We start from the raw sequence: 24155 nt of genomic DNA on the forward strand, positions 1-24155 counted from the left end.
CGCCATGTCTCATTCATTCGACCCGGCAGCCGTTCAGGCCGCTGCGAAAGCATTACGCGACGCACGTGAATCACGCACGCCGATCGACCCGATTGCCACGCGGTTCGGCATTGCAGGTCTCGACGCGGCGTATGCCGTTTCGGAACTCAACACCGCGGCCCGGATCGCGGACGGCCGGCGCATCGTCGGCAAGAAGATCGGCCTGACGTCGGTTGCCGTCCAGCAGCAGTTGCGCGTCGACCAGCCCGATTTCGGCGTGCTGTTCGACGACATGGAATATCTCGATGGCGATGAGGTGCCCCTGAGCCGCCTGATGCAGCCGAAGATCGAGGCGGAAGTGGCGTTCGTCGTCGGACGCGACATGGCCGATGAAGCGCCGAGCTATGGACAGGTCCTGTCGGCGCTGGCCTGTGCGCTGCCGGCGCTCGAGATCGTCGACAGCGCGATCTCCGACTGGCGCATCGCGCTCGAGGATACGGTGTCCGACAACGCATCCTGCGGCCTCTACGTTCTCGGCAATCAACCGGTGTCGCTCGGTGGAATTTCCATCGGGGAACTGGGCATGTCGATGACGCGCGACGGCAAGACCGTATCGACCGGAACGGGTGCCGCGTGCCTCGGCCATCCGTTGCGGGCCGTGTACTGGCTGGCCTGCATGATGGCGCGACGCGGACAGATGTTGCGTGAGGGCGACGTGATCCTGTCGGGTGCGCTGGGTCCGATGGTGCCGGTGGGTGCCGGAGACACGATTCACGCGCAGATCGGTGCGCTCGGCAGCGTCAGTTGCCTTATCGGATGAGGGCGAGCTCGATGAGCACCAAACGGAAAGTCGCCATTATCGGCAGCGGGAATATCGGTACCGACCTGATGATCAAGATCCTGCGCCACGGCGAACATCTCGAGATGGGCACCATGGTGGGAATCGATGCGGCGTCGGACGGGTTGCAGCGCGCGGCGCGCCTGGGCGTCGCGACGACGCATGAAGGCGTCGAGGGGCTGGCCCGCATGCCCGTGTTCGACGAGATCGACATCGTGTTCGATGCGACGTCTGCCGCGGCGCATACACAGAACGATGCGTTCCTGCGCACCGTCAAGCCCGGCATTCGCGTCGTGGACCTGACGCCGGCCGCAATCGGCCCGTATTGTGTGCCGGTGGTGAACCTCGACGCGCATCTCGATGCGCCGAACGTGAACATGGTCACGTGCGGCGGACAGGCGACGATCCCGATGGTCGCGGCGGTATCGCGGGTCGCGAAAGTGCACTACGGCGAGATCGTCGCGTCCATCGCGAGCAGGAGTGCCGGACCCGGCACCCGCGCCAGCATCGATGAATTTACCGAGACGACATCACGGGCGATCGAAGCGGTCGGCGGTGCAGCGAAGGGGAAGGCGATCATTGTGCTCAATCCCGCCGAGCCGCCGCTGATGATGCGCGATACGGTGTACACGCTGAGCGACTTCGCCGATGAACGCGAGATCGAGGCATCGGTCGCCGGGATGGTGGAAGCCGTCCAGTCGTATGTGCCCGGGTATCGACTGAAACAACGTGTTCAGTTCGATCGTATCGAGGCCGGGCGGCCGATCCGGATCCCGGGTGTCGGCGAGCGAATGGTCGGCCTCAAGACCTCGATCCTTCTCGAAGTCGAAGGGGCTGCGCACTACCTGCCGTCTTATGCAGGCAACCTCGACATCATGACGAGCGCAGCCAAGGCCGCGGCAGAACGGATCGCGGCCCGCCTCGGAGCCAATCAACAGTGAGTGCCTATCCGATGGACAAGAAGCTCCATATCTCCGACGTAACGCTGCGCGACGGTAGTCATGCGATCCGCCATCAGTACAGCCTCGCGCAAGTGCGAGAGATTGCCGCGGCACTCGATGCAGCCGGGGTCGATTCGATCGAAGTCGCGCATGGCGACGGGTTGCAAGGCAGCAGCTTCAATTACGGATTCGGCGCGCATACGGACGTCGAGTGGATCGAGGCCGTGGCCGGTGTCGTCACGCACGCGAGGGTCGCGACGCTGCTGCTGCCAGGGGTCGGCACCGTCCATGATCTGAGGGCCGCGTACGACGCCGGTGCGCGGATCGTTCGCGTTGCGACCCACTGTACCGAAGCCGATATTTCACGCCAGCACATCGAGTACGCGCGGGAACTCGGGATGGACGTAGTGGGTTTCCTGATGATGAGCCACATGCAGATGCCTCGAGCGCTGGCGGAGCAGGCAAGGTTGATGGAGCGCTACGGCGCCACCTGCTGCTACGTGGTGGATTCGGGCGGCGCGATGAACATGAACGACATCCGCGACCGGATGCGGGCATTCAAGGACACGCTGAAGCCTGAAACCCAGACGGGGATCCATGCGCATCACAACTTGAGCCTGGGTGTCGCGAATTCGATCGTCGCGGTTGAAGAGGGCTGCGACCGGATCGACGCCAGTCTTGCAGGCATGGGAGCAGGCGCCGGCAACGCACCGCTCGAGGTGTTCGTCGCGGCAGCCGATCGCCTTGGCTGGCGGCATGGTACAGACCTCTACCGCCTGATGGACGCGGCCGACGACATCGTGCGCCCGCTCCAGGATCGCCCGGTGCGGGTCGACCGCGAGACCCTCGCGTTGGGTTACGCCGGCGTGTATTCGAGCTTCCTGCGTCACGCGGAACAGGCCGCCGCGAAGTACGGGCTCAAGACCATGGACATTCTCGTGGAGCTGGGTCGGCGCGGCATGGTCGGCGGACAGGAGGACATGATCGTCGACGTCGCCCTGGACCTCCTGAGCGCGTCCGGGACTGTACACGGCGCGTCGGCTTCCTCGATCCAGGGGGCAGGTGTCCATTCCGCTCGACAAAGCGGGTGAGATTCTTTCATTTAGTTCGGACTATATATTATATAGAATTGGAGAATAGGGTGAGCCGTATCGACGTTCATCATCACTTTGTTCCACCCGCATATCGGGCCGCCATGTCCAGGCGAGGCCTGACAAAGGTTGCGGGTGCCGAGCTCCCTGGCTGGACCGAGAAAGAATCGCTGGCGGTGATGGACGCCAATGCCATTCAAGTTGCGTTGCTGTCGATCTCGGCGCCGGGCGTGTATTTCGGCAATCTCGATGAAGCGTGTTCGCTTGCACGAGAATGCAACGAGCACGCGGCCGAACTGCGTCAGCGACATCCCGATCGTTTCGGGTCATTTGCGGTCTTGCCCATGCCGTTTACCGATCGGGCATGCAGCGAGGCGATTCATGCTCTCGATGTACTCGGAGCAGACGGTATCGTCCTGCTAGGGAGTACCGAGGGGCGCTTTCTGGGTTCGCCGGAATTCGACGAGCTGATGGCCGAGCTGGACAGGCGGAAGGCGGTTGTATTCGTGCATCCGAACCTGCATCGGTCAAGCGAAGAGATCGGGTTGATCGCCCCGGGCTTTCTGATCGAGTTCCTGTGCGACACGACGCGTGCGGCGTTGAATCTCGTCCTGACCGGCACGATGGAGCGCTATCCCAATATCCGCTGGATTCTGGCGCATGCGGGCGGCTTCGTTCCGTATGTCGCGTGGCGCCTGTCGCTCGCCAATCTTCTTCCCGAGTTCGTATCCAGCATGCCGGCAGGCATGCTGACCTATATCCGAAGATTTCACTTCGACACTGCGCTCTCCCCGGCCGACTTTCCACAAGCGGCGCTGCGCGAATTGGTCGATCCGTCCCAGGTGCTGTTCGGCAGCGATTTCCCGTTCGCGCCTGCACCATTGACAGGCATGCAATGCAACACGCTGGAGCATTCGAATGTTTGGGATGCCGATGCGCGCGCGCTGATCGAATCGGGTAATGCGCAACGGCTGTTTCCCCGCCTGGGGGGCTTGCCCGTCAGCGTACCCACGAATCGTGCCGATCCGTTGACATCCCTGAAGCGGGTTGCTGCTGTGACGAGCGTGCGGGTGATCAGCCGACTTAGAAATCGTTGACCAATATTCCGATTCGTTTTGCGACGGAATATTCGGGACCTGGCGGACTCCTCGTCAGGTCCCGAATGACGAATCCTGCATCACTGGAAATACCTTTATAACAACCTCTGGAGGCCATATGAAGCATACGAGCGCAGCAATACTCTTGTCGGTATCACTCGTTTCTTCCGTTTACGCACAATCTGCAGGACAACTGATGATTAACGCGGGGTGGTTGCATATGGCACCTCAGGATTCCAGCGAACCGTTGACGGTCAATGCCCTCGGTCGGTCGAACACGATGGCCGGAAGCGGGGCGAGCATCTCGGATGCCGATACGGTTGCGCTCACGGCGACCTACTTCGTGACCGACCATATTGCGTTGGAGACGATACTGGGCGTTCCACCGAAGCTCCGTCTCACCGGTACGGGGACGCTTGCCGGGCTGGGGGAGTTGGGAACGGCGCGAGCCTGGAGCCCGGCGATCATCGCGCAGTACCATTTCGGCGAGCCGTCGGCACGTTTGCGGCCGTATGTGGGGGCGGGGATTTCTTATGTCTGGTTCAATGGCATCGATTTGAGCAACCCGGTTGCTTCCGGCAAGTTTCTCTACTCGCCCTCCGTTGGCGCGCGCCTCGAAGGGCCGACATCGGTCTCGCTGAGCAAGTCCTTTGCCCCGATTCTCAATGCAGGCCTGACCTACAATATCGATTCCCACTGGTCCATTGGCGCTTCGGTCGCGTATGCGTGGCTATCCACGAAGGCGACACTCACGACTCGCTCGCCGGTCGGCACCGTAACAAGCACGTCACGGTTGAAGGTCAATCCAATCCTGACCTTTGCGTCGATAGGCTACCGTTTCTGATCGGAAGCGACGCAGGCGCCGGTCATCCGCGCTCTGTTCACTTGGGCGCGGATTCAAGTGTGACGTCCGGCCGTGGCCGGTTCGCGGTGCCCGCGGACTCATCAAGCGAAATACCGGGCGTCGGTTGAATAGCCCCGGCACGGCGTTCCGCGCATTTCGACAGTCGAGCCACGGCTTGCACACCATTTCATCGCGCCCCAAATAAAACCCTTGACTATCTATCTATGAGTAGATAAAGTTCGATCCATGGAAACGAAACCGACCGTCCGCGAACAGATTCTCGACCATGCGATCACGCTGATGATGCAGCGCGGTTACAACGGCTTCAGCTATCGGGACTTGTCCGATCTGGTGGGCGTGAAGACGTCGAGCATCCACTACTACTTCCCGTCGAAGGACGACCTCGTGCTGGAAGCGGTGGCGGCGTATAGCGACGAAGTCCTCGCGGCCGTGCGGGCGATCGATCCGGCGTTACCGGCCGACGTGAAGCTGAGCCTGTACACGAAGATGTTCGGCCGCACGCTCGGCGACGGCAACCTGATCTGCCTGTGCGGGATGCTCGCGGCCGACATCGAAACGTTGCCGGAGAATGTGCGGCAGGCGGTGCAGGCGTTCTTCAAGGCCAATGAGGGCTGGCTGGCGGAATTGTTGAAGCAGGGCGCGCGGGAAGGCACGCTGCAGTTCAGCGGCGAGCCCGAGACGGCCGCGCGCACGTTGTACGCGGCGTTCCAGGGCAGTGTGCTGGCCAGCCGGCTGTTTCACACGCGGGCGCGCCTCGAAGATGTCGAGGCCGTCTGGAAAAAGCGGTCCTGACGGAGCGCGCATGCAGTGAGGCGGTTCGCCGCCTTTTTATTGAATCTCACTGTCTATCTATAGGTAGATAGAGTTCTGGCGCAGATGGCTCGATCATCTGCATTTTTTGGGGATGTTTATCTATCTATGAGTAGATAAACAGGCGCGATGCGGGCAGCAAGGCTGTCGGCACGCGGTCCCCGGTTCGAAGGCTGTTTCATTCATTTGCTGAAAAGGAGTCTGTCATGTCGATCGAAAAAGTGCTGTACCGCGCCCATGCAAAAGCCACCGGCGGCCGTGACGGCCGTGCCACGGTGCCCGAGAGCAACCTCGACCTGAAACTGACCACGCCGCGCGAGCTCGGCGGCGCGGGCGGCGCAGGCGCGAACCCCGAGCAACTGTTCGCCGCCGGCTACAGCGCGTGCTTCATCGGCGCGATGAAGTTCGTCGCGGCCCGCGACAAGATCGCGATGCCCGCGGACGCTTCCATCGAAGGCAGCGTCGGCATCGGCGCGATCCCGAACGGCTTCGGCATCGAAGTCGAACTGACGATCTCGCTGCCGGGCCTCGATCGCGACATCGCGCAAACGCTGATCGACCGCGCGCACCTCGTGTGCCCGTATTCGAACGCGACGCGCGGCAACATCGACGTCACGCTCACGCTTGCCTGATCGGTCGCACTGCGAATCATCCATCGTCATTTACGCCTGAAGCCAAGGAACACCATCATGAAGATCGTCAAGCCGCTGCTGATCGCTGCCGCCGTCGCCGCAGTACTGTCCGCCTCGACCACCGCATTCGCCGCCGGTGCCGATACCGTCCGTCCCGATACGGCGACGAGCACTTTCCTCGCCGCGCTGAACGGCCAGAAGGGCCCGGGCCTCGAAACGCTGAGCCCCGCGAAGGCGCGCCAGGTGCTGGTCGACGCGCAGAACGGCACGAAGGTCGACCTGTCGGGGATCGACGTGTCGAACCGCACGATCGAACAGGACGGCCTGTCCGTACCGGTCACGATCGTCCGCCCGCAAGGCGCGACGGGCACGCTGCCGGTGTTCGTGTTCATCCACGGCGGCGGCTGGGTGCTCGGCGATTTTCCGACGCATGAACGCCTCGTTCGCGATCTCGTCGTGCAATCGGGGGCCGTCGCGGTGTTCGTGAACTACACGCCGTCGCCGGAAGCGCATTACCCGGTCGCGATCAACCAGGCGTATGCGGCGACGAAGTGGGTGGCCGCGCACGGCGCGGAGATCGGCGTCGACGGCAGCCGCCTCGCGGTGGTCGGCAACAGCGTCGGCGGGAACATGGCGGCCGTGGTGGCGCTGATGGCGAAGGACAAGGGTGGCCCCGCGATCCGCTTCCAGGGGCTGATGTGGCCGGTCACGGACCACAACTTCAACACGGGTTCGTACAACGCGTATCAGCAAGGGCACTTCCTGACGCGGCCGATGATGAAGTGGTTCTGGGATGCCTATACGAAGAACGAAGCGCAACGCAACGAGATCTACGCGTCGCCGCTGCGCGCAAGCACCGCGCAGTTGAAGGGCCTGCCGCCCGCGCTGATCCAGGTCGCGCAGTTCGACGTGCTGCGTGACGAGGGCGAAGCGTACGGCCGCAAGCTCGACGCGGCCGGCGTCGATGCGACGACCACGCGCTACGACGGCACGATCCATGATTTCGGTTTGCTGAACGCGCTGGCCGGCGACGCGCCGACGAAGGCCGCGACGAAGGCGATGGCGAATGAACTCGCGACGCGACTGAAGTAAGCGACGGGTTCGCACTCGCGCTGCCCGTGAGGCGGGGCAGCGCGAGTGCGCATGACGACGAGGCGGGCGCATGCCCGCCTTTGTTGCGTGCGGCGCGTGAACCGGGCGAATGTGTCGGCCTGCAACCCGCACGCCCCGCACGCCCCCATCGCCCGCGATTTTTCGTCCCGGTTCGGCAACTCGAGCTCCGTCGCGAATCGCGCCGCATCGTCGGCTTCGCGTGGTGCTTCACGGCGCGCCCGTGACCGCCCGCATCGTTGGCTCCGGCGCCCGCGAGGCCCCGCGCCGCGGGCATTGTTGGTACGATCGCGCGTATCGTCCACGCTGGCGCCGCAAGCCGCCGGCCATCGGTCGCGCGGCCGTACGACAGCGCGGCCTCGTTCGGGAGAAGCGTTTCATGCTGCAGGCGTTCGCGGTCTTGCTGACCTTCCAGTGTCTCGGGGAGGGCGTGTCCTACCTGTTCGGCCTGCCGGTGCCGGGCCCCGTGATCGGCATGCTGCTGCTGTTCGGCTTCGTGATGCTGCGCCCGCAGGTGGCCGACACGATCGAGCCGACCGCGCTCGAGCTGTTGCGCCACCTGTCGCTGCTGTTCGTGCCGGCCGGCGTCGGCATCATGGTGTCGGCCGACCGCGTGCGCGGCGATGCGCTCGCGGTCGTCGTCGCGCTGGCCGTCAGCACCACGCTCGCGATCGCCGTGACGGCGCTCGTCACGCGTGCACTGCTGCGGCGCCAGCGGCGCGCGGGCGATGCGGTGGAGGGCACGCAATGACGGCCTTCCCGAAACTCGGCGCGATCTGGGTCTATCTCGCCGCGAGCCCGCTGCTGGGCCTGACCATCACGCTGATCGCGTATCTGTTCGCGCAGGCCGTCTATGCGCGGGCGCGCTTCAACCCGCTCGCAAACCCGGTGCTGATCGCGGTCGCGCTGATCGTCGTGCTGCTGACGATCACGCACACGCCGTACCCGACGTATTTCGAAGGCGCGCAGTTCGTCCACTTCCTGCTTGGCCCCGCGACCGTCGCGCTCGCGCTGCCGCTGTACCGCCAGTGGTCGAAGCTGCGCCGCGCCGCGGTGCCGCTGCTGGTCGGCCTGCTCGCGGGCTCGCTGACCGCGATCGTGTCGGCGGTCGGCATCGCGGCGCTGTTCGGGGCCTCGCACCAGACGATCGCGTCGCTCGCGCCGAAATCGGCGACGACGCCGATCGCGATGGCCGTTGCGGCGGAAATCGGCGGGATTCCGTCGCTCACCGCGGTGCTCGTGATCTCGACCGGGATCTTCGGGGCCGTGTGCGCGCGCGGGATCCTCAACGCACTGCGCGTCGACGAACCGGCCGTGCGCGGGTTCGCGCTCGGCGTCGCGTCGCACGGGATCGGCACCGCGCGCGCGTTCCAGGTCAGCGAGGAGGCCGGCGCGTTCGCCGGGCTCGGGATGGGATTGAACGGCGTGCTCACCGCCTTCGTCGTGCCGGTCCTGCTGCCGGTGCTGTCGCGCTGGATCTGAGCGCCGGCCGGGCCAGGCCGGGTTATCGGTTTCCCTGATGGCGCGGGCGACGCGCCGGAACGACGGCGTACGCGGTGCCCACGTATCGTTGCCGTTATCGGGAGAATTCAGGAACGCACAAGGACAAGTACATACTGTTCGGCTAACGTTGCATCGGCGCCGTTGTCGCAAGCGGTCGTGTGCGCGCCGGTGTTCTATCCACAATCAACAATCGACAAGGAGGTCCGGCCATGAAGAAGTCTCGCGTGGTTTCGGTGGCAGTGGCAGTAACGGCGTCGTTCGGTCTGCTGTTGGCAGCCGCGCCGGCGGCATATGCGCAGGATCCGGCGTCCGCGCCGACGCAGAAGCAGATCGACAAGGCGCAGAAGAAGGCGGCCCGCAAGGCCGCCCGGGCGCGTCACGCGTCGGACCTGAAGGCGATCGGCACGGGCAGCGGCTACCGGCTGACCAACGACCAGAGCAACTACCCGCAGAACGCCGCGCAGAAGGCGCCCGCGACGAAGGCGGCGCCCGCCGCTCCGGCGTCGGGCCAGTAACAACGGCCGGGCCTGGGCACAGCGCACACGGCGCCGGGTCGACCGGCGCCGTGTGCGCGTGTGCGGGGCCGCGAAGGCGGCCTGTTACGACGCGAGCTTGCTGGCAAGTTCCGCGACGTGCTTGCCTTGATAGCGCGCGATGTCGAGCTCGTTCGCGCTCGGCTGGCGGCTGCCGTCCGCGCCCGCGAGTGTGGTGGCACCGTACGGCGTGCCGCCGGTGATTTCGTTCATGTTGACGAGGCCGCTGCACGCATACGGCACGCCCACGATCACCATCCCGTGGTGCAGGAGCGTCGTGTGGAACGACGTGATCGTCGTTTCCTGGCCGCCGTGCTGCGTGCCGGTCGACGCGAACACGCTGCCGATCTTGCCGACGAGCGCGCCCTTCATCCACAGGCCGCCGGTCTGGTCGAGGAACGTGCGCATCTGGCCGGCCATGTTGCCGAAGCGGGTCGGCGTGCCGAAGATGATCGCATCGTAGCCGGGGAGTTCGTCCACGGTCGCGACCGGCGCAGCCTGGTCGACCTTCACGCCGATCGCCCGGGCCTGGTCGACGGGAATCGTTTCCGGCACGCGCTTGAGCGTGACCTCGACGCTGGGCACCGATTTCGCGCCTTCCGCGATGTGCTGCGCCATCGTTTCGACGTGCCCGTAGGACGAGTAATAAAGAACGAGTACCTTGGCCATGTTGCGAATCTCCGATTAAAAGGGCCCCGCGTTCAGCGGGGCCCGGTTTCCCGAACGGGCTTTATGCCCACTCGGCCGTTACTTCGACCGGACGCAGGTCAAACACCAGCACTTCGGCATCCTTCCCGTCGGCGAACGTCAGCGTCCGTTCGTCGCGGATGCGCACGCCGTCGCCTTCGCCGAGCGTCACGCCGTTGACCGACACGCTGCCGCGTGCCACGTGCACGTACGCAAAGCGGTCCGGCGCCAGTTCCAGCGTCGCGCGTTCGGCGCCGTCGAACAAGCCCGCGTAAATCCGCGTGTCCTGCCGGATCTTCAGCGAACCGGCGTCGCCGTCCGGCGATACGACGAGGGCGAGCTTGCCGCGCTTGTCGTCTGCGGTGACATTCGTCTGCTGATAGCGCGGCTCGGCACCCTTCTCGGCCGGCCCCACCCAGATCTGCAGGAAGTGGACCGGCAGTTCCGGCGAGTGGTTGAACTCGCTGTGGCGCACGCCCGTGCCCGCGCTCATCAGCTGCACGTCGCCCGGCACGATCACCGAGCCGGTGCCCATCGAGTCCTTGTGTTCCAGCGCGCCGTCGAGCACGTACGACAGGATCTCCATGTCGCGGTGCGGGTGCGTGCCGAAGCCGCGGCCCGGCGCGACGCGGTCGTCATTGATCACCAGCAGGTCGGAGAAGCCGACTTGCTTCGGATCGTAGTAATTCGCGAACGAAAACGAATGACGGGAGCTGAGCCAGCCATGCTCCGCACGGCCACGTTGGTTTGCTGCACGGATTTCGATCATGATTTTTGTTCCTCAAGACGCCGGACCTCGGAAGTGGGACCGGCCGTTCGTTGAGGTGAATCTTAGGTCAATCGATTTGACAAATAAATGGCTGTAGAGATAATGACTGTCGCTATGGAGTGGACAATATGGAAATCAACGACCTGAGGATCTTCGTCGCGACGGTCGATGCGGGCAGCTTCACGGCGGCGGCCGATCAACTGATGCTGTCCAAGCAGTTCGTCAGCCGGCGCACGATGGCGCTAGAGGCGTCGCTCGGCGTGCGGCTGTTGCACCGGAACACGCGCAACCTCGCGGTGACCGAATCGGGGCAGGAGTTCTATGCGCGCGCGCAGCGGATCCTCGCGGAAATCGCCGACGCCGAGCAGGCGATGTCGGTGCGCAGCACCGAGTTGCACGGGTCGCTCAAAATCAGCGCGCCGCTGTCGTTCGGGATCACGCACGTGTCGCCGCTGATCGCCGAATTCCTGTCCGCGCACCCGGCTGTGCGGCTGAACCTCGACCTGACCGACCGGCGCGTCGACCTGATCGGCGAGGGCTTCGATCTCGTGCTGCGGATCGGCTCGCTCGAGGATTCGACGTTGATCGCCCGCCCGCTCGGCGCGTGGCGGATGGTCGCGTGCGCGAGCCCCGCCTATCTGAAGCGGCAGGGCACGCCGCAGACGCCGGTGGATCTCGCCGGCCACACGTGCCTGCTGTACGGGCGCGAGCGGCGCATCGGCTGGGAATTCCGCGTCGACGGCGCGGCGCGCACGTTCGACGTGCAGGGGCCGCTCGTCGCGAACAACGGCGAAGTGGTGCGCGACGCGGCGATCGCGGGGCTCGGCATCGCGCTGCTGCCGCACTTCATCGTCGGCGCGGCGCTCGACAGCGGCGCGCTCGTGCCGGTGCTCGACGCGTATGCGCCGTCGCCGATCACGCTCAACGCGGTGTTCCCGCAGCATCGGGAAGGATTCGTCACGCTGCGCACGTTCATCGGGTTTCTCGCGGAACGGCTCGGGGAGGCTGCGCCCGCAGCGAAGGGCGGGGCGGGCCGGGCGCGGTAGCGGGCCGGTTTGCGGGGAATGGAGGCTTTATTCTCCGCATCATTTGCGGAGAATATTGAGCCGTGCGGTGAATCGGTGGGATAATCTCCGCATCATGAGCGGAGATTACACCTTCATCTGGGCGTCGGCCGACTGGCCCGCATGGCGCTTCAACCTGCCTGCACTGGCCACGCCACTCGCCGACGTCAGCCGTGCGCAAGGCATGCTGGCCGGGCGGCTGGCGGACGTCGGCCTGGCGCTGCGCGACGAGGCCAGCCTGGCCGCGCTGACGGAGGACGTCGTCAAGACCAGCGCGATCGAGGGCGAAAGCCTGAACGTGGCATCGGTGCGGTCGTCGATCGCACGTCGGCTCGGGGTCGACATCGGCGCGCTGGCGCCGGTCGACCGCCACGTCGAGGGCGTCGTCGACATGGTGCTGGACGCGACCACCCATGCGGCGGCGCCGGTCACCGAAGTCCGCCTGTTCGGGTGGCATGCGGCGCTGTTCCCGACCGGCTACTCGGGGATGTCGCGGATCACGGTCGGTGGCTGGCGCACGGATGCGACCGGGCCGATGCAGGTCGTGTCCGGGCCGATCGGCCGGCAGCGCGTGCATTTCGAGGCGCCGCCCGCCGCGCGCCTCGCCGACGAAACCGGGCGTTTTCTCGCGTGGCTCAATGCCGTGCCGGTCGAGCCCCTGCTGATCCGGGCCGGCCTGGCCCACCTGTGGTTCGTCACGCTCCATCCGTTCGACGACGGCAACGGCCGCATCGCGCGTGCGCTCGGGGATCTGGTCCTGGCGCGTGCCGACCGCAGTCCGCAACGCTTCTATAGCCTGTCGGCGCAAATCCAGCGCGAGCGCAACGCGTATTACGACGTGCTGGAGCGTACGCAGCGCGGTTCGCTCGATGTCACGGAATGGCTCGCGTGGTTCCTGACCGCGCTCGGCCGGGCCATCGATCACGCGCATGCGACGCTCGACGCCGTGCTGGTCAAGGCGCGCTTCTGGCAACGATGTGCCGGCGTCGCGATGAACGAACGCCAGGCGAAGGTCATGAATCGCCTGCTCGACGGCTTCGAGGGGAAGTTGACGAGCACCAAGTGGGCGGCGCTCGCGAAGTGCTCGCAGGATACGGCGCTGCGTGACATCACTGAACTCGTCGAGCGCGGCGTGCTGCAACGCTCGTCGTCCGGCGGCCGGAGCACGAGTTACGAGCTGGTGCCGTCCGGCGGCCGGAGCACGAGTTACGAGCTGGTGCCGTTCGACGGCTGACCGCTGTATTGCATCGGCCCGCAGATCCGGAAGGCCGGCAGGCGCCACAACGCGATCACGCTGCGCGGCCTGTGCAAGGGGCACCACGCGAGCCGCGGGCTCGACTGGTCGTTGCGTGCGCATCGATCCTGTCGGTCGATGCCGCCGTGGAAGCCGCATTGCGCGACGGCATCGTGCAATGCCGCGAGGCCGCCGCGACGGTTGCGCCGACATCGAACGTCGATTGATCGGCGTCGCGCATTCGGGTTAGGCTTCGGCGAGCAACGGCATGCACCCCATGCCGGGCCGGGCGTTTTTACCTCGAATGCCGCGTGCAGGTAGCTTCTACAGGCGCGCGATCCAGCGACGATCCAAGCCGATGACCCTCCAGAACCGATCGAATGCTCGCGGGAAAACCGCGATTTCCGCCGACGGCGCATTGCACATGCGCGTGCGATCCGTCGCGGCGGCCGCGCTGCTGATGCTGTTGCCGGCCGCCGCGCACGCGGCCGGCTTCGACTGCGCGAAGGCTGCTTCGTCAACCGAGAAGACGATCTGCGCGGATGCCGCGCTGTCGAAGCTCGACGGCGACCTCGCGGCGGCGTGGAAGCAGGTGCTCGCGAAAGGCGGCGACACGGCCGCGCTGAAGGCCGCGCAGCTGAAGTGGCTCAAGCAGCGCGACCGGTGCGGCGCCGACGAATCGTGCCTCGGCGACCGCTACCGCGAACGGCTCGCGAGCCTGAACGGCAGGCCGCTGGCCGCCGATCGCTGGCAGCAGACGTGGTACATGAAGAGCGCCAACCCGTCGTTCGGTGGTGTGCTGACGTTCACCGGCACGCCGCCGCGACTGCATTTCGAGCTGGCCGGCAACAATGGCGCGAATACGGGCGGGCTCGACGGCGACATCGTGCTGCACGGCGACGTCGGCACCTACCGCAAGGACAAGTGCCGGCTCGAGTTCGAACGGAAGGGCGGACGCGTCGGCATCACGCAAGACGGCGCGGATTCCGATTGCGGGGCCGGCATGGGTGTCTTCTACGGCGGCGAGTACTTGACCGCGTCGCAGTTCCAGGCCGCGCCGGCGGCCGACCTGCTGAGCCTCGAGGTCGTCGGCGACTCGACGCAGAACGCGACCGCGCACAAACTGCTCGGCGCCGATTACCAGACGCTCGTCGACACCGCCAATTACAGCACCGACGAAAAGGATCTCGACGGGCTGAACGCGCACGTGACGTCGTACTGGGTGCGCGGCATCGCGACGACGAACGCCGCGATCGTGATGCGCCGCGGCAACGATCTGTGGATCGGGCTGCTCGTGTTCGACGCGCAGAGCAACGTCCGGATGCGCTATTACTCGAACGTGCCCGCGTGGAAGAAAACCGTGCCGAAGACGATCCAGGCGTGGCACGACAATCTCGACAAGACGCTGCCGGTCGACGTGATGCAGTGACGAGCGGGCCGGGCGGCCGAAGCCGCCCGGCGCGGCCTCATTTCTTTCCCGCTGCGCGCGCGTGCGCCGGCGGCGCAGCCGATCCCCGCGTACGCAATTCGGGCAGGACGGCATGACCGGGCCCCGTCGCGCCGTTCTCGAGCGCGTCGAGCAAGGCCAGTGCGGCCTGGCGCCCGATCGCGTCGGTATCGACCCACATCGTCGTCAGCGGCGGCTGGATTTCGCGCGCGAGCGCGACGTCGTCGAACCCGGTGATCGACAATTGCGCGGGCACGTCGATGCCCAGCGCCTGCGCCTCGAGCAGCGCGCCCAGCGCGAGCGCGTCGTTCCCGCAGATCACGGCTGTCGGCCGCGTCGCCGCGTCGCTGTTCACGATCGCGCGCAGGCTCGCCCGCCCGAAGGCGATCGTGGCCGCGCCCTCGTGCTGATGGACGGGGCGCACCGCGAGCCCGCGCGCGGCGAGCGTGTCGTGAATGCCGCGCAGGCGGGCCTGTACGCGGTCGTTGTCGGCCGACGGCTGCATGATGATCGCGAAATCGCGATGGCCGAGATCGAGCAGGTGGGTGGTGAGCCGCGCGAATGCCGCGCGGTTGTCGAAGCCGATGCAGCAGTGCGGGCTGTCGTCGCGATACGCATACGTGACGACGTACGGCACGCGGTGCATCGCAAGGAGTTCGAACAGTTCCGGCGGATACGCTTCGCCGACCAGCGACACGGCCTCCACGCCGCGCGACAGCATCGCGCGCACCTGGGCCAGCGCCTGCGCGGGATCGTAATTCGAGCAGCCGAGGAACAGCGTGATGCCGTGCTCGGCCATGACCGTCTGCATGCCCGCGACCTGCGACGCGAACACCTGGTCGTCGAGTGTCGGAATGATCGCGCCCGTGATGTGGGTGCGCGTGGACGCGAGCGCACGGCCCGCCGCATTCGGAATCCAGTTCAGCGCGCGCGCCGCGTCGCGCACGCGCTGCTGCACGTCGGCCGACACCTTGCCGGGATCGTTGTACACACGCGAGACGGTCGCGGTCGATACGCCGGCCAGCTTCGCGACGTCGCCGAGCACCGAGCGGCCGCTGCCGCGGCGCGCCCGGGGCGCGCCGGCACGGGACGGAGGCGTGCTCATCGGCCGGCTCCCGGCGGGGCGGCAGTGACGGCGCCGCGCGTTGTCAAATGCGTCATTGTTTACCCTCGATTCGTGGTGGCGCCGCTTGCATTCCCGCTCGACCCTGTGAGAATGTAAGCGCTATCTTGGCGTGCTTCCGCATTATGTCAGACACATATTCTATCCATATCGTGAGATTTTCATCGACGACGGCCGATCCGGCCATTTTGTCCGCCGCAAATGTAAGCGGTTACATTACAAGATGAGCGACATCCTTTCACCGCGCATTGCCGTCGTCGGCAGCGTGAACATCGACCTCGTGACGCGCGCGCCGCGCCTGCCGGTGCCGGGCGAGACGCTGCTCGGCACGGATTTCCAGACCGTTCATGGCGGCAAGGGGGCGAACCAGGCGGTCGCGGCCGCGCGGCTGGGCGCGTCGGTCGCGATGATCGGCTGCGTCGGCGACGACGCGTTCGGTGCGCGCCTGCACGATGCGCTGGCGGCCGAACGCATCGACGTGACGCACCTGGGCCGGATCGGCGGCACGGCGACCGGGGTGGCCACGATCACGGTCGACGCGGGCGGTGCGAACAGCATCGTCGTCGTGCCCGGCGCGAATGCGCGCCTCGACGCCGACCGGATCGACGCGGCGCGCGATGCGATCGCCGAGGCCGCGCTGCTCGTGTGCCAGCTCGAAGTGCCGGTTGCCGCCGTCGCGCGCGCCATTGCCTGTGCATCCGCGCACCACACGCCGGTGCTGCTCAACCCCGCGCCCGCGCAGCCGCTGTTCGACGCGCTGCTGGCACGGGTCGACTACCTCGTCGTCAACGAAACCGAAGCCGAATCGCTGACCGGCATCGCCGTCGGCGACGACGCATCGGCCGTGCGCGCCGCCGATGCGCTGTGTGCGAAGGGCGTCGGCAACGTGCTGGTGACGCTCGGCGCGCGGGGCGTCTGCTGGCGCGGCGGCGCCGGTAACGGCCGCCTGCGGGCGCTGACGGTGGCCGCCGTCGATACGACCGCGGCCGGCGACACGTTCGTCGGTGGGTTCGCGGCCGCCCGCGCGGGCGGCGCGTCGATGGACGACGCGATCGGCTTCGGCCAGCGCGCCGCCGCGATCAGCGTGACGCGCCACGGCGCGCAGACCTCGATTCCGACGCGCGAGGAAGTGGCGCGCTTCGAACCCTGAATGCCGCATCAGACGGACAGGCCGGAACCGGCCGATACCAGTGACATGGAGACAACCGCAATGAACGAAACCTCGACCGTTCCGCCCGCACCGCCGCGTATCCGGCGCGGGCAACGCATCGCGCTCGCACTGCTGATGGCGAGCGGCATCGTCAACTACCTCGATCGCGGCACGCTGGCCGTCGCGAGCGCGGCGATCCGCGGCGATCTCGGCTTGTCGCTCGCGCAGATGGGGCTGCTGCTGTCGGCCTTCTCGTGGAGCTATGCGCTGTGCCAGTTTCCGGTCGGCGGGCTCGTCGACCGCATCGGGCCGCGCCGGCTGCTCGGCGTCGGGTTGATCGTCTGGTCGTTCGCGCAGGCGGCGGGCGGCATCGTGTCGACTTTCGGCTGGTTCATCGTCGCGCGCATCGTGCTCGGCATCGGCGAGGCGCCGCAATTCCCGTCGGCCGCGCGGGTGGTTAGCAACTGGTTTCCGCTGCGCGCGCGCGGCACGCCGACCGGGATCTTCAACGCCGCGTCGCCGCTCGGCACCGCGCTTGCGCCGTTGCTGCTGTCGATCCTCGTCGCGTCGTTCGACTGGCGCTGGGCGTTCATCGCGACGGGGGCACTCGGTCTCGTCGTCGCCGTCGTCTGGTTCGCGCTGTATCGCGATCCGGTGCGCGCGCAACTGTCCGCCGCCGAACGCAACTACCTCGATGCCGACGCGCAAAGCGTAACCGCGACACCGAAACTGACGTTCGTCGAATGGCGCAGCCTGTTCTCGCACGGCACGACCTGGGGGATGCTGGTCGGTTACTTCGGATCCGTGTACCTGAACTGGGTCTACCTGACCTGGCTGCCGGGCTACCTGACGATGGAGCGGCACATGAGCCTGATCCGGACGGGCTTCGCCGCGTCGGTGCCGTTCCTGTGCGGGTTCGTCGGCTCGCTGGTGGCCGGCTGGGTGTCGGACCTGATTACGCGCCGCAGCCGTTCGCCGGTCGTGAGCCGGCGCAATGCGGTGGTGGTCGCGATGCTCGGGATGGTCGTCTTCACGATCCCGGCCGCGCTCGTGCAGAGCAACACGGTGGCGCTCGCCTGCATCTCGGTCGTGATCTTTCTCGCGAACGCGGCGTCGGCCTGCTCGTGGGCGCTCGCGACGGCGGCCGCGCCGCCGAGCCGCGTCGCATCGCTCGGCGCGATCCAGAATTTCGGCGGCTTCGTCGGCGGCGCGCTTGCGCCGATCCTGACGGGCATCATTGCGCAGAAATGGTCGTTCGTGCCGGCGCTGCTGACCGCCGCGGCGATCGCGTTCGCGGGTGCGATCGCCTATCTGCTGCTGGTGCGCAAGCCGATTCCCGAGCAGGCCGCGAACGCCGCGCCCGGGCCGTTGCCCGCGTGAGCCTACCCCCCGCATTCACTGAAGCAAGGAGAAACAGATGCAACACCCGCAGCAAGCGAACGTGACCATCGAAGGGATCGTCCCGGTGATGCTGACGCCGTTCGACGATGCCGGCGCGATCGACTACGCAGGGCTCGAGCGGCTGATCGAGTGGTATCTCGCGCACGGCGCGGATGCGTTGTTCGCGGTCGCGCAATCGAGCGAGATGCAGTTCCTGAGTCTGGCCGAACGCGCGGAGCTCGCGCGCTTCGTGGTCGAGCGGGTGGCCGGGCGCGTGCCCGTCGTCGCGTCAGGGCACATCAGCGACGATCTCGACGCGCAGGCCGCGGAGCTGTGCGCGGCGGCCGAATCGGGCGCGCAGGGCGTCGTGCTCGTGACCAACCGCCTCGATCCGCAGCGCCAGGGGAGTGCCGCGTTGCTCGACCACCTTCACCGGCTGCTTGCGCGATTGCCGTCGGACCTGCCGCTCGGGCTGTACGAATGTCCGGCGCCTTACCGGCGGCTGCTGTCGGATGACGAACTGCGCGCGTGCATCGACACGGGCCGGTTCGTGATGCTCAAGGACGTGAGCTGCGACCTAGAAACGGTGAAGCGGCGGGTCGCGCTCGCCGAGGGCTCGCCGCTGAAGATCCTCAACGCGAATGCCGCGATCGCGCGGGATGCGATGAAGGCGGGTTCCGCCGGCTTCAACGGCGTGTTCACCAACTTTCATCCGGATCTGTACCGGTGGTTGCGCACGCAAGGGGATGCGCATCCCGAACTGGCCGACGAGCTTTCGACGTTCCTGGTCGTCTCGGCGGTGTCGGAGGCGCTCGGGTACCCGGCGCTCGCGAAGCTCTATCACCAGCGGATCGGCACCTTCGCGTCGATCCGCTGCCGTGCGATCGACTACGACGTGCGTGAACGATTCTGGGCACTCGATGCAGTGCTCGACAAGATCGTGGCCGGCACCGAGCATTTCCGTCGTCGGATCGCTGCGCAATAGGGCGCGCGGTGTGTCGTCCGTGTTCTGCGATGCGCGACGGCATCGCGGGCCGGGCAGGCGGATGCTCGCGTGTGGGGTTCTCGCGAGGCGCAGGGTGGCGCACGGTGGCTGCAAGCACGGTCGGTTCGTCGCGATGCGTTGCGTTGTGTACGCGTCGCGACAAGCGGTGTTGGTGGCGTATCCGCGATCGCCGATGATGTGAACCCGGCGCGTGCCCGGCCCCAACGTGTGGCGCGGCGAATCCATCGGGCGTTTCCGTGCTGTCGAGGGCGGCAAGGGTGCCTGTCGCGGCGGGGCCGCTGCATTCGTCGACGGTCAGGGTTGCCCGTCGTCATGAATGACGATGGGCTGTCGATACGGCACCGACGCGCGGTCCCACCTTCATCTATTCCATCGCACCATTTCGCCCGTGAGCCGCGAGCCGCGAGCCGCGAGCCGTGAGCCGCGAGCCGTGAGCCGCGAGCCCCAAGCCCCAAGCCCCAAGCCCCAAGCCCCAAGCCCCAAGCCCCAAGCCCCAAGCCCCAAGCGCCAAGCGCCAAGCGCCGAGCCGAGCCGAGCCGAGCCGAGCGCCAAGCCAAGCCAAGCCAAGCCAAGCCAAGCCAAGCCAAGCCAAGCCAAGGCGCCGCCGCTCGTCCGTCCGATGCGTTGCGTCCCGCGATCAACCGCCGCCGGCCGACCGCTGCATGTTCACGCAGGGCGACAAAAGCACACAAATCTGATCAACGCCCCTCATCGTTTCTTGTAACGATTCGTAATATCGCGCCGCCGAGCGCTTTTCCCGACGAACCGTTGAATCCGCATCCGCTTCCCATGCAACACGTGACGACGACAAGCCAGCCGCCGATCCTGGCGGCACCGGTAGATCCCATGCTGCACGCCGTGATCGATGAGGTCGTCCACCGGAGCGTGTCGGAAGCGACGACGCGCAGCGGCTACATGCGATGTGCCGACTACGCGATCGTCGGCGCGCAGGTGCTGACGCTGCTGACCGGCAAGCCGTACCGGCCGTTCGCGGGTGGCGAGGTGCTGGATTTCGGCGGCGGCAACCTGTATGCGCTGTGCACGACGCGCGAGCGGCGCCGCACCGCGCGGCATCTGTCGCAGCTCGCGAGGTATCACTGCTGGATCGAGGCGCGTCATGACGATATCGGCGGCCGTGCGCGCAAGGAAATCGTCGATTTCACGCTGCGCCACGACGAGACCGTGGCGAGCCATCTGGGGATGCCGTACGCGCGCGCGTACCAGGCGTATTTCTGGGGCTGGGACGACGAGCACGCGGTACCGGCCGAACTGCACGATCATCCGGTCTTCGCGAAACAGGGCCCCGTGTGGCGCTGGGCGGAGCGTGAATGCACGTCGCTGCTGCGCGCATACGAGCGCGAACGGCCAGGCTATTTCGGGCGTCAGGTGTCGCGTGCGATCGATTTGTTTGCCGATCGCGTCGAAGGTCTCGGCTGACGGCACGGCCCTTCGGGGTGAACTGCGGGCAAGCAGCCCGCCGGGATGGAGCGCGAACCGGCGGAGGGCGCCCGGCGCGCGCTTGCGCACAGCCGGGTATGAACGATGTTTCCGGGCACGACGCCACGCGCGGTGGCGCGAGCAGGTCGATCCACAGACCGGCGGCCGCCGCCGCGATCATCGGGCCGCCCGGGCGCTCGTCACTTGTTCGCCAGCGTGCCGCTGCTGTTGGCGCCGCCGAACAGCCGCGTCAGGTATTGCGTGTTGGAGTTCATCTTGGCCATCAGCGTGTTGAGCGCCGTGAACTGCGCCTGGTACTGCTTGGTCAACTGCGCGGCGTAGTCGGCCAGATCCGTCTGCTGCTGCGTGACGCGCTTCAGGTTGGCACTCAGCGCGTTCGTGCGCACCTCGATCATCCCGCCCTTCTTCGTGAACGGCGCGATCTGGTCGGTCAGTTGCTTGCCCATCCCGTTCGTCGAGTTGAACAGGCGCGCGACCCCTGACGGGTTGCTGGACAGCGCACTGTCGAGCTTCGCGCTGTCGGCCTTCAGTGTGCCGTCCTTCTCGAGCGAGATGCCGATCGCCATCAGGTTCGTGTGTCCGTTGCCGTTCTCGTTCGCGACACCGCGCGCGACGATCGACGCGAGCGAGTTGCGGATCGTGTTCAGCGTCGAATCGCCGATCAGCGCACCCTGCGAGCTCGCCCCTTCGGTGTAGCTCGACAGCGCGCCCATCGTCTTGACGACGGTGTTGTAGAGGCTCACGAAGTTCGTGATCGTGGCCGCCTGCGACTTCGTATCGGTGCTGACCGTCAGCGTCTGCGTGTCGGTCGCGCTGACCGCGGCCGCCGACAGGTTCAGCGTGACGCCGCTCAGCACGCCCGACACCGTGTTGCTCGCGCTGGTCGACGCGATGCCGTTGAGCGTGAACTTCGCGTCCTGCGCGACGGCGCTTTGCCGCCACGCGGCCGCGCTGTTCGCCGATTCGATCTTCGACGCGCCGCCCGTCGTGTCGGCCGTCGACGTGACGCCGAGGTTCGACAGCCCGTTGTCGTTGGCCACGTTGCCGACCGCGACGCTGATCGCGTTCGCGGAGCCCGTCTTCGTCGACGCGAGCACGAGGTGCGCGCCGTCGGTGCCGTTGATCACGGTCGCGCTGATCCCCGGGTTGTTCGCCGCGGAGTTGATCGCGGCCGCGATGCCCGACAGCGTGTTGTTCGTGCCGGTGACGTCGACCTTGAACGACTGGCTGCCGAGCGACAGCGTCAGCGTGCCGGTGCCGAGCGCCTTGCTCCCGTCGAAGCCCGACGAAGCCAGTGCCTGCGCGGTCGCGGTCTGCGTGACGCCGATCGTGTAGGTGCCGGCCACCGCGCCCGCACCCGCCGTCGCGGTCAGGCCCTTGCCGCTCGCGACCGCGGTGAACGTCGACTGCAGCCCGCCATTCGCCAGCGAGGTAAGGCCAGCCTCGAGCGCACCCAGCGCCGACGACAGCGCACCGAATGCGGAAATCTGCGTCGTGCCGGTGGTCTGCGACGCGGCGAGCGCCGCGGCCCGGCCGGCGGTTTTCGCGTTCACCAGCGTCTTGACGAGCGTGCCGACGTCCATCGACGGATTACCGGTCGAGCCGTTGATGATCGATTGCGCCGCCTGTTGCAACAGGCTGTTCGTGTTCGCGCCGCTGGTCACGGGCGTGTTCGTTGCCATGGGTGGTCTCCGGTTGAATAACGATCCCGTGACGAGCGGCTGCCGGGTCGGCCTGCGGCGCTTCGAAGGCAGGGCGCGTCCGGCGCGACGCGTTCCCGGGGTTCACGGGAGTGTCGGGAAAACGTAAGGACGTGCGCTATCGTATATTTAAATCGGTATTACTTGGTAATTTTTTGTAATTCATGTCGAGAAAAATGCAGATGGGAGCGGGGTGTTTGAGTGAGGGCTAAAGGTCTGCGATTCTTTGCCGTAAACACACCGTTTCGGTTGTATTTATTCAAGCATTTTTCACGGTTTTGAAAACTGGCAAAGGGCGAGAAGGATGGGTCAAGGTTTTGCGCTGGTTCTGCTAAACATTGGATCAATCGACGGTGTGTGGAAAGGGTGTTTCCCGGTCGATGCCGGGCTGAAATCCTTGTCTGACGGACGATGCGCGTCACCGACGATTCCAGCCCGCCTGCCCGCGAAACGTTTTCGCATTGCCGATGTTCGTTTCCGGGCCATGTGCTTTTTTATGCAACGGAATGCCAGGTCGATTGCAATGCCGGGCGAGTTGCGGGAATCAAGCCAGCCTTTGTGAATCGCATATCGGACCCGTCGTTTAATGATAGTCGTGATACGCGGTTGTGACCGATTCGTGTCAATTGAAGTCGAAAATATCGATTGAATCAGGTGGCCTGAAAGAAACAGGGTGTTTCCGTGTTCCGGAAACATTGAGCGGGTCGATTTGCACTGCCTGCCGACCTTTGCTCGTCGGCGTGTTCGTCTTCGATTGTCCACTTGAACGAGACAGCGAATCCTTCTTTGACGGATTGATGATTCGTGACGAGACAGTAGACTGCATCCGTGCTTCGCCAGAACCGATCGGAAGCGCGCCGGGAACGGCGCAACCCGACGGATTCTTCGGCGGCGGGCCCTCCGGCCTGCTGTCCGATCGTGCGAGGAGTGATTCGGCGCCTCCCGGCACCGGATGCATCAAACCGTCAATTCAAGGGTGATTGTTATGCGTTACGTTTCGCTGGAGTCGAAGAAGGACGAGCTGCTGCTGGCGGCTCGCGTGCTGTTGATGATCCTGTTCGTGCTGTTCGGCTGGCAGAAGCTGAACGGCTTCTCGGGCACCGTCGCGTACATGGCGTCGACGGGGAACCCGGCGCCCGAACTGGCCGCGGTGATCGCGGTGGCGGTCGAGCTGGTCGGCGGCCTGCTGATCGCGGCCGGCTTCTATACGCGTCCGCTCGCACTGGTGTTCGCCGCCTATACGCTCGCGACCGCGCTGATCGGCCATCGCTACTGGGCGCTGCAGGGGATGGAGCAATATATGGCGATGATCAACTTCTACAAGAACGTGAGCATCATCGGCGGGCTGCTGTTGCTCGCACTGACCGGGCCGGGGCGGTATTCGCTCGACCGGAAGTAAGGCGGGGCGGCGTTTCCGTTCGGCTCGGAGCCCGGTGCACGAAAGTGCGCCGGGTTTTGTTTTTGTGGGCGGGGTGTGACGTGTGGCGCGTGCGCGGTGCCGCAGAGCAGCCGGAGTCCATGTGCCGCCGCTCACTGATCGGCACGCAGCGGATATGTTCGAATTCCTGATTGATTCGGGCGGTGTCGATGCTGCCACGATCGCGACGGATTGCTCGTCATTCGTCGCACGATCGCGTGTCCCGGGCATCCGTTGCCGGATCGCTCCGGGTTAAAGCCCCTGCGATCGAAATGGCTGCCTTGCGTTTGCGCGGCATGAAGCGGCGCGCTGGTCATCGGT

23 protein-coding genes are annotated in these 24155 nt (G+C 66.1%); 19 read left to right on the forward strand and 4 right to left on the reverse strand.

The features are described from left to right. Positions 1 to 4: 4 nt before the first annotated feature. The 11 genes from PQB87_RS34375 (at position 5) to PQB87_RS34425 (ending at position 9381) form a co-directional block, all read left to right on the forward strand. Positions 5 to 799, forward strand: coding sequence for a 2-keto-4-pentenoate hydratase (locus PQB87_RS34375; RefSeq protein WP_489244781.1), 795 nt, complete (start codon positions 5 to 7; stop codon positions 797 to 799). Positions 800 to 810: 11 nt separating this feature from the next. Beyond that, positions 811 to 1758 (forward strand): acetaldehyde dehydrogenase (acetylating), encoded by a 948-nt coding sequence (locus PQB87_RS34380; RefSeq protein ID WP_153491549.1) that lies wholly within the window; start codon positions 811 to 813, stop codon positions 1756 to 1758. 11 nt (positions 1759 to 1769) lie between these two features. Further along, entirely contained in the window at positions 1770 to 2849 is a 1080-nt protein-coding gene (gene dmpG, locus PQB87_RS34385; protein ID WP_489244783.1) for a 4-hydroxy-2-oxovalerate aldolase, read from the forward strand. A 50-nt stretch (positions 2850 to 2899) separates the two neighbouring features. Continuing rightward, positions 2900 to 3946 (forward strand): amidohydrolase family protein, encoded by a 1047-nt coding sequence (locus PQB87_RS34390; protein WP_153491277.1) that lies wholly within the window; start codon positions 2900 to 2902, stop codon positions 3944 to 3946. Between the two features lie 118 nt (positions 3947 to 4064). Next, positions 4065 to 4790, forward strand: a complete 726-nt coding sequence (locus tag PQB87_RS34395; RefSeq protein WP_111939577.1) for an OmpW/AlkL family protein — start codon at positions 4065 to 4067, stop codon at positions 4788 to 4790. A 246-nt stretch (positions 4791 to 5036) separates the two neighbouring features. After that, complete coding sequence (locus PQB87_RS34400) at positions 5037 to 5603, forward strand: TetR/AcrR family transcriptional regulator (RefSeq protein WP_489244784.1); 567 nt, start codon at positions 5037 to 5039, stop codon at positions 5601 to 5603. A 224-nt stretch (positions 5604 to 5827) separates the two neighbouring features. After that, entirely contained in the window at positions 5828 to 6253 is a 426-nt protein-coding gene (locus tag PQB87_RS34405; protein WP_021160683.1) for an organic hydroperoxide resistance protein, read from the forward strand. 57 nt (positions 6254 to 6310) lie between these two features. Beyond that, the gene (locus tag PQB87_RS34410; protein ID WP_124535082.1) at positions 6311 to 7345 is read left to right on the forward strand and encodes an alpha/beta hydrolase; all 1035 of its coding nucleotides are present in this window, start codon (positions 6311 to 6313) and stop codon (positions 7343 to 7345) included. Positions 7346 to 7742: 397 nt separating this feature from the next. Next, the gene (locus PQB87_RS34415) at positions 7743 to 8114 is read left to right on the forward strand and encodes a CidA/LrgA family protein (RefSeq protein ID WP_027792156.1); all 372 of its coding nucleotides are present in this window, start codon (positions 7743 to 7745) and stop codon (positions 8112 to 8114) included. Continuing rightward, on the forward strand, positions 8111 to 8845 hold the full coding sequence (locus PQB87_RS34420; RefSeq protein ID WP_048028849.1) for an LrgB family protein: 735 nt from the start codon (positions 8111 to 8113) through the stop codon (positions 8843 to 8845). Before PQB87_RS34415 ends, PQB87_RS34420 begins: the two co-directional genes overlap by 4 nt. Before the next feature lie 230 nt (positions 8846 to 9075). After that, positions 9076 to 9381: a hypothetical protein gene (locus PQB87_RS34425; protein ID WP_027792154.1), complete on the forward strand. Its 306-nt coding sequence runs from the start codon at positions 9076 to 9078 to the stop codon at positions 9379 to 9381. A gap of 84 nt (positions 9382 to 9465) precedes the next feature. Here PQB87_RS34425 and wrbA read toward each other — a convergent pair whose 3' ends face one another. Next, positions 9466 to 10068 carry an NAD(P)H:quinone oxidoreductase gene (gene wrbA / locus PQB87_RS34430; RefSeq protein ID WP_489244787.1) on the reverse strand — a complete coding sequence of 201 codons (603 nt, stop codon included), beginning with the start codon at positions 10066 to 10068 and terminating at the stop codon, positions 9466 to 9468. Positions 10069 to 10129: 61 nt separating this feature from the next. Continuing rightward, a complete protein-coding gene (locus PQB87_RS34435; RefSeq protein ID WP_059693649.1) occupies positions 10130 to 10855 on the reverse strand; it encodes a pirin family protein in 726 nt (241 codons plus the stop codon). 128 nt (positions 10856 to 10983) lie between these two features. Between PQB87_RS34435 and PQB87_RS34440 the strand changes: the two genes are divergently transcribed. From PQB87_RS34440 to PQB87_RS34450, 3 genes are all read left to right on the forward strand, one after another. Further along, positions 10984 to 11901 (forward strand): LysR family transcriptional regulator, encoded by a 918-nt coding sequence (locus PQB87_RS34440; RefSeq protein WP_059693646.1) that lies wholly within the window; start codon positions 10984 to 10986, stop codon positions 11899 to 11901. 94 nt (positions 11902 to 11995) lie between these two features. Beyond that, positions 11996 to 13153, forward strand: coding sequence for a Fic family protein (locus PQB87_RS34445; protein WP_233345724.1), 1158 nt, complete (start codon positions 11996 to 11998; stop codon positions 13151 to 13153). A 424-nt stretch (positions 13154 to 13577) separates the two neighbouring features. Then, on the forward strand, positions 13578 to 14582 hold the full coding sequence (locus tag PQB87_RS34450) for a lysozyme inhibitor LprI family protein (protein WP_489244788.1): 1005 nt from the start codon (positions 13578 to 13580) through the stop codon (positions 14580 to 14582). 37 nt (positions 14583 to 14619) lie between these two features. On the opposite strand, the gene PQB87_RS34455 is transcribed toward PQB87_RS34450, so the two are convergent. After that, positions 14620 to 15705, reverse strand: a complete 1086-nt coding sequence (locus PQB87_RS34455) for a LacI family DNA-binding transcriptional regulator (protein WP_111939570.1) — start codon at positions 15703 to 15705, stop codon at positions 14620 to 14622. Between the two features lie 241 nt (positions 15706 to 15946). Here PQB87_RS34455 and rbsK point away from each other — a divergent pair, with 241 nt between their 5' ends. The 4 genes from rbsK (at position 15947) to PQB87_RS34475 (ending at position 20696) form a co-directional block, all read left to right on the forward strand. Next, positions 15947 to 16873, forward strand: coding sequence for a ribokinase (rbsK, locus tag PQB87_RS34460; protein WP_489244791.1), 927 nt, complete (start codon positions 15947 to 15949; stop codon positions 16871 to 16873). 60 nt (positions 16874 to 16933) lie between these two features. Then, positions 16934 to 18253: an MFS transporter gene (locus PQB87_RS34465; RefSeq protein ID WP_176100060.1), complete on the forward strand. Its 1320-nt coding sequence runs from the start codon at positions 16934 to 16936 to the stop codon at positions 18251 to 18253. 37 nt (positions 18254 to 18290) lie between these two features. Beyond that, on the forward strand, positions 18291 to 19238 hold the full coding sequence (locus PQB87_RS34470) for a dihydrodipicolinate synthase family protein (RefSeq protein WP_059492515.1): 948 nt from the start codon (positions 18291 to 18293) through the stop codon (positions 19236 to 19238). An 810-nt stretch (positions 19239 to 20048) separates the two neighbouring features. Further along, a complete protein-coding gene (locus PQB87_RS34475; protein WP_048029150.1) occupies positions 20049 to 20696 on the forward strand; it encodes a hypothetical protein in 648 nt (215 codons plus the stop codon). Between the two features lie 200 nt (positions 20697 to 20896). Here PQB87_RS34475 and fliD read toward each other — a convergent pair whose 3' ends face one another. Beyond that, positions 20897 to 22399 carry a flagellar filament capping protein FliD gene (fliD, locus tag PQB87_RS34480; protein WP_060064336.1) on the reverse strand — a complete coding sequence of 501 codons (1503 nt, stop codon included), beginning with the start codon at positions 22397 to 22399 and terminating at the stop codon, positions 20897 to 20899. 1003 nt (positions 22400 to 23402) lie between these two features. On the opposite strand from fliD, the gene PQB87_RS34485 reads away from it, so the two are divergent. Beyond that, positions 23403 to 23816, forward strand: coding sequence for a DoxX family protein (locus PQB87_RS34485; protein WP_027792143.1), 414 nt, complete (start codon positions 23403 to 23405; stop codon positions 23814 to 23816). Positions 23817 to 24155 lie beyond the last annotated feature (339 nt).

This window comes from Burkholderia sp. KL41 (assembly GCF_057005415.2).

What these genes read in the sequence shown, in the direction of transcription:
- PQB87_RS34445 (WP_233345724.1), top strand. Translation starts at nt 11,996, where the DNA reads ATGAGCGGAGATTACACCTTCATCTGGGCGTCGGCCGACTGGCCCGCA.
- PQB87_RS34425 (WP_027792154.1), top strand. Translation starts at nt 9,076, where the DNA reads ATGAAGAAGTCTCGCGTGGTTTCGGTGGCAGTGGCAGTAACGGCGTCG.
- PQB87_RS34405 (WP_021160683.1), top strand. Translation starts at nt 5,828, where the DNA reads ATGTCGATCGAAAAAGTGCTGTACCGCGCCCATGCAAAAGCCACCGGC.
- fliD (WP_060064336.1), bottom strand. Translation starts at nt 22,399, where the DNA reads ATGGCAACGAACACGCCCGTGACCAGCGGCGCGAACACGAACAGCCTG.
- rbsK (WP_489244791.1), top strand. Translation starts at nt 15,947, where the DNA reads ATGAGCGACATCCTTTCACCGCGCATTGCCGTCGTCGGCAGCGTGAAC.
- dmpG (WP_489244783.1), top strand. Translation starts at nt 1,770, where the DNA reads ATGGACAAGAAGCTCCATATCTCCGACGTAACGCTGCGCGACGGTAGT.
- PQB87_RS34440 (WP_059693646.1), top strand. Translation starts at nt 10,984, where the DNA reads ATGGAAATCAACGACCTGAGGATCTTCGTCGCGACGGTCGATGCGGGC.
- PQB87_RS34450 (WP_489244788.1), top strand. Translation starts at nt 13,578, where the DNA reads ATGCGCGTGCGATCCGTCGCGGCGGCCGCGCTGCTGATGCTGTTGCCG.
- PQB87_RS34455 (WP_111939570.1), bottom strand. Translation starts at nt 15,705, where the DNA reads ATGAGCACGCCTCCGTCCCGTGCCGGCGCGCCCCGGGCGCGCCGCGGC.
- PQB87_RS34420 (WP_048028849.1), top strand. Translation starts at nt 8,111, where the DNA reads ATGACGGCCTTCCCGAAACTCGGCGCGATCTGGGTCTATCTCGCCGCG.
- PQB87_RS34375 (WP_489244781.1), top strand. Translation starts at nt 5, where the DNA reads ATGTCTCATTCATTCGACCCGGCAGCCGTTCAGGCCGCTGCGAAAGCA.
- wrbA (WP_489244787.1), bottom strand. Translation starts at nt 10,068, where the DNA reads ATGGCCAAGGTACTCGTTCTTTATTACTCGTCCTACGGGCACGTCGAA.
- PQB87_RS34475 (WP_048029150.1), top strand. Translation starts at nt 20,049, where the DNA reads ATGCAACACGTGACGACGACAAGCCAGCCGCCGATCCTGGCGGCACCG.
- PQB87_RS34485 (WP_027792143.1), top strand. Translation starts at nt 23,403, where the DNA reads ATGCGTTACGTTTCGCTGGAGTCGAAGAAGGACGAGCTGCTGCTGGCG.
- PQB87_RS34410 (WP_124535082.1), top strand. Translation starts at nt 6,311, where the DNA reads ATGAAGATCGTCAAGCCGCTGCTGATCGCTGCCGCCGTCGCCGCAGTA.
- PQB87_RS34465 (WP_176100060.1), top strand. Translation starts at nt 16,934, where the DNA reads ATGAACGAAACCTCGACCGTTCCGCCCGCACCGCCGCGTATCCGGCGC.
- PQB87_RS34415 (WP_027792156.1), top strand. Translation starts at nt 7,743, where the DNA reads ATGCTGCAGGCGTTCGCGGTCTTGCTGACCTTCCAGTGTCTCGGGGAG.
- PQB87_RS34400 (WP_489244784.1), top strand. Translation starts at nt 5,037, where the DNA reads ATGGAAACGAAACCGACCGTCCGCGAACAGATTCTCGACCATGCGATC.
- PQB87_RS34380 (WP_153491549.1), top strand. Translation starts at nt 811, where the DNA reads ATGAGCACCAAACGGAAAGTCGCCATTATCGGCAGCGGGAATATCGGT.
- PQB87_RS34470 (WP_059492515.1), top strand. Translation starts at nt 18,291, where the DNA reads ATGCAACACCCGCAGCAAGCGAACGTGACCATCGAAGGGATCGTCCCG.
- PQB87_RS34435 (WP_059693649.1), bottom strand. Translation starts at nt 10,855, where the DNA reads ATGATCGAAATCCGTGCAGCAAACCAACGTGGCCGTGCGGAGCATGGC.
- PQB87_RS34395 (WP_111939577.1), top strand. Translation starts at nt 4,065, where the DNA reads ATGAAGCATACGAGCGCAGCAATACTCTTGTCGGTATCACTCGTTTCT.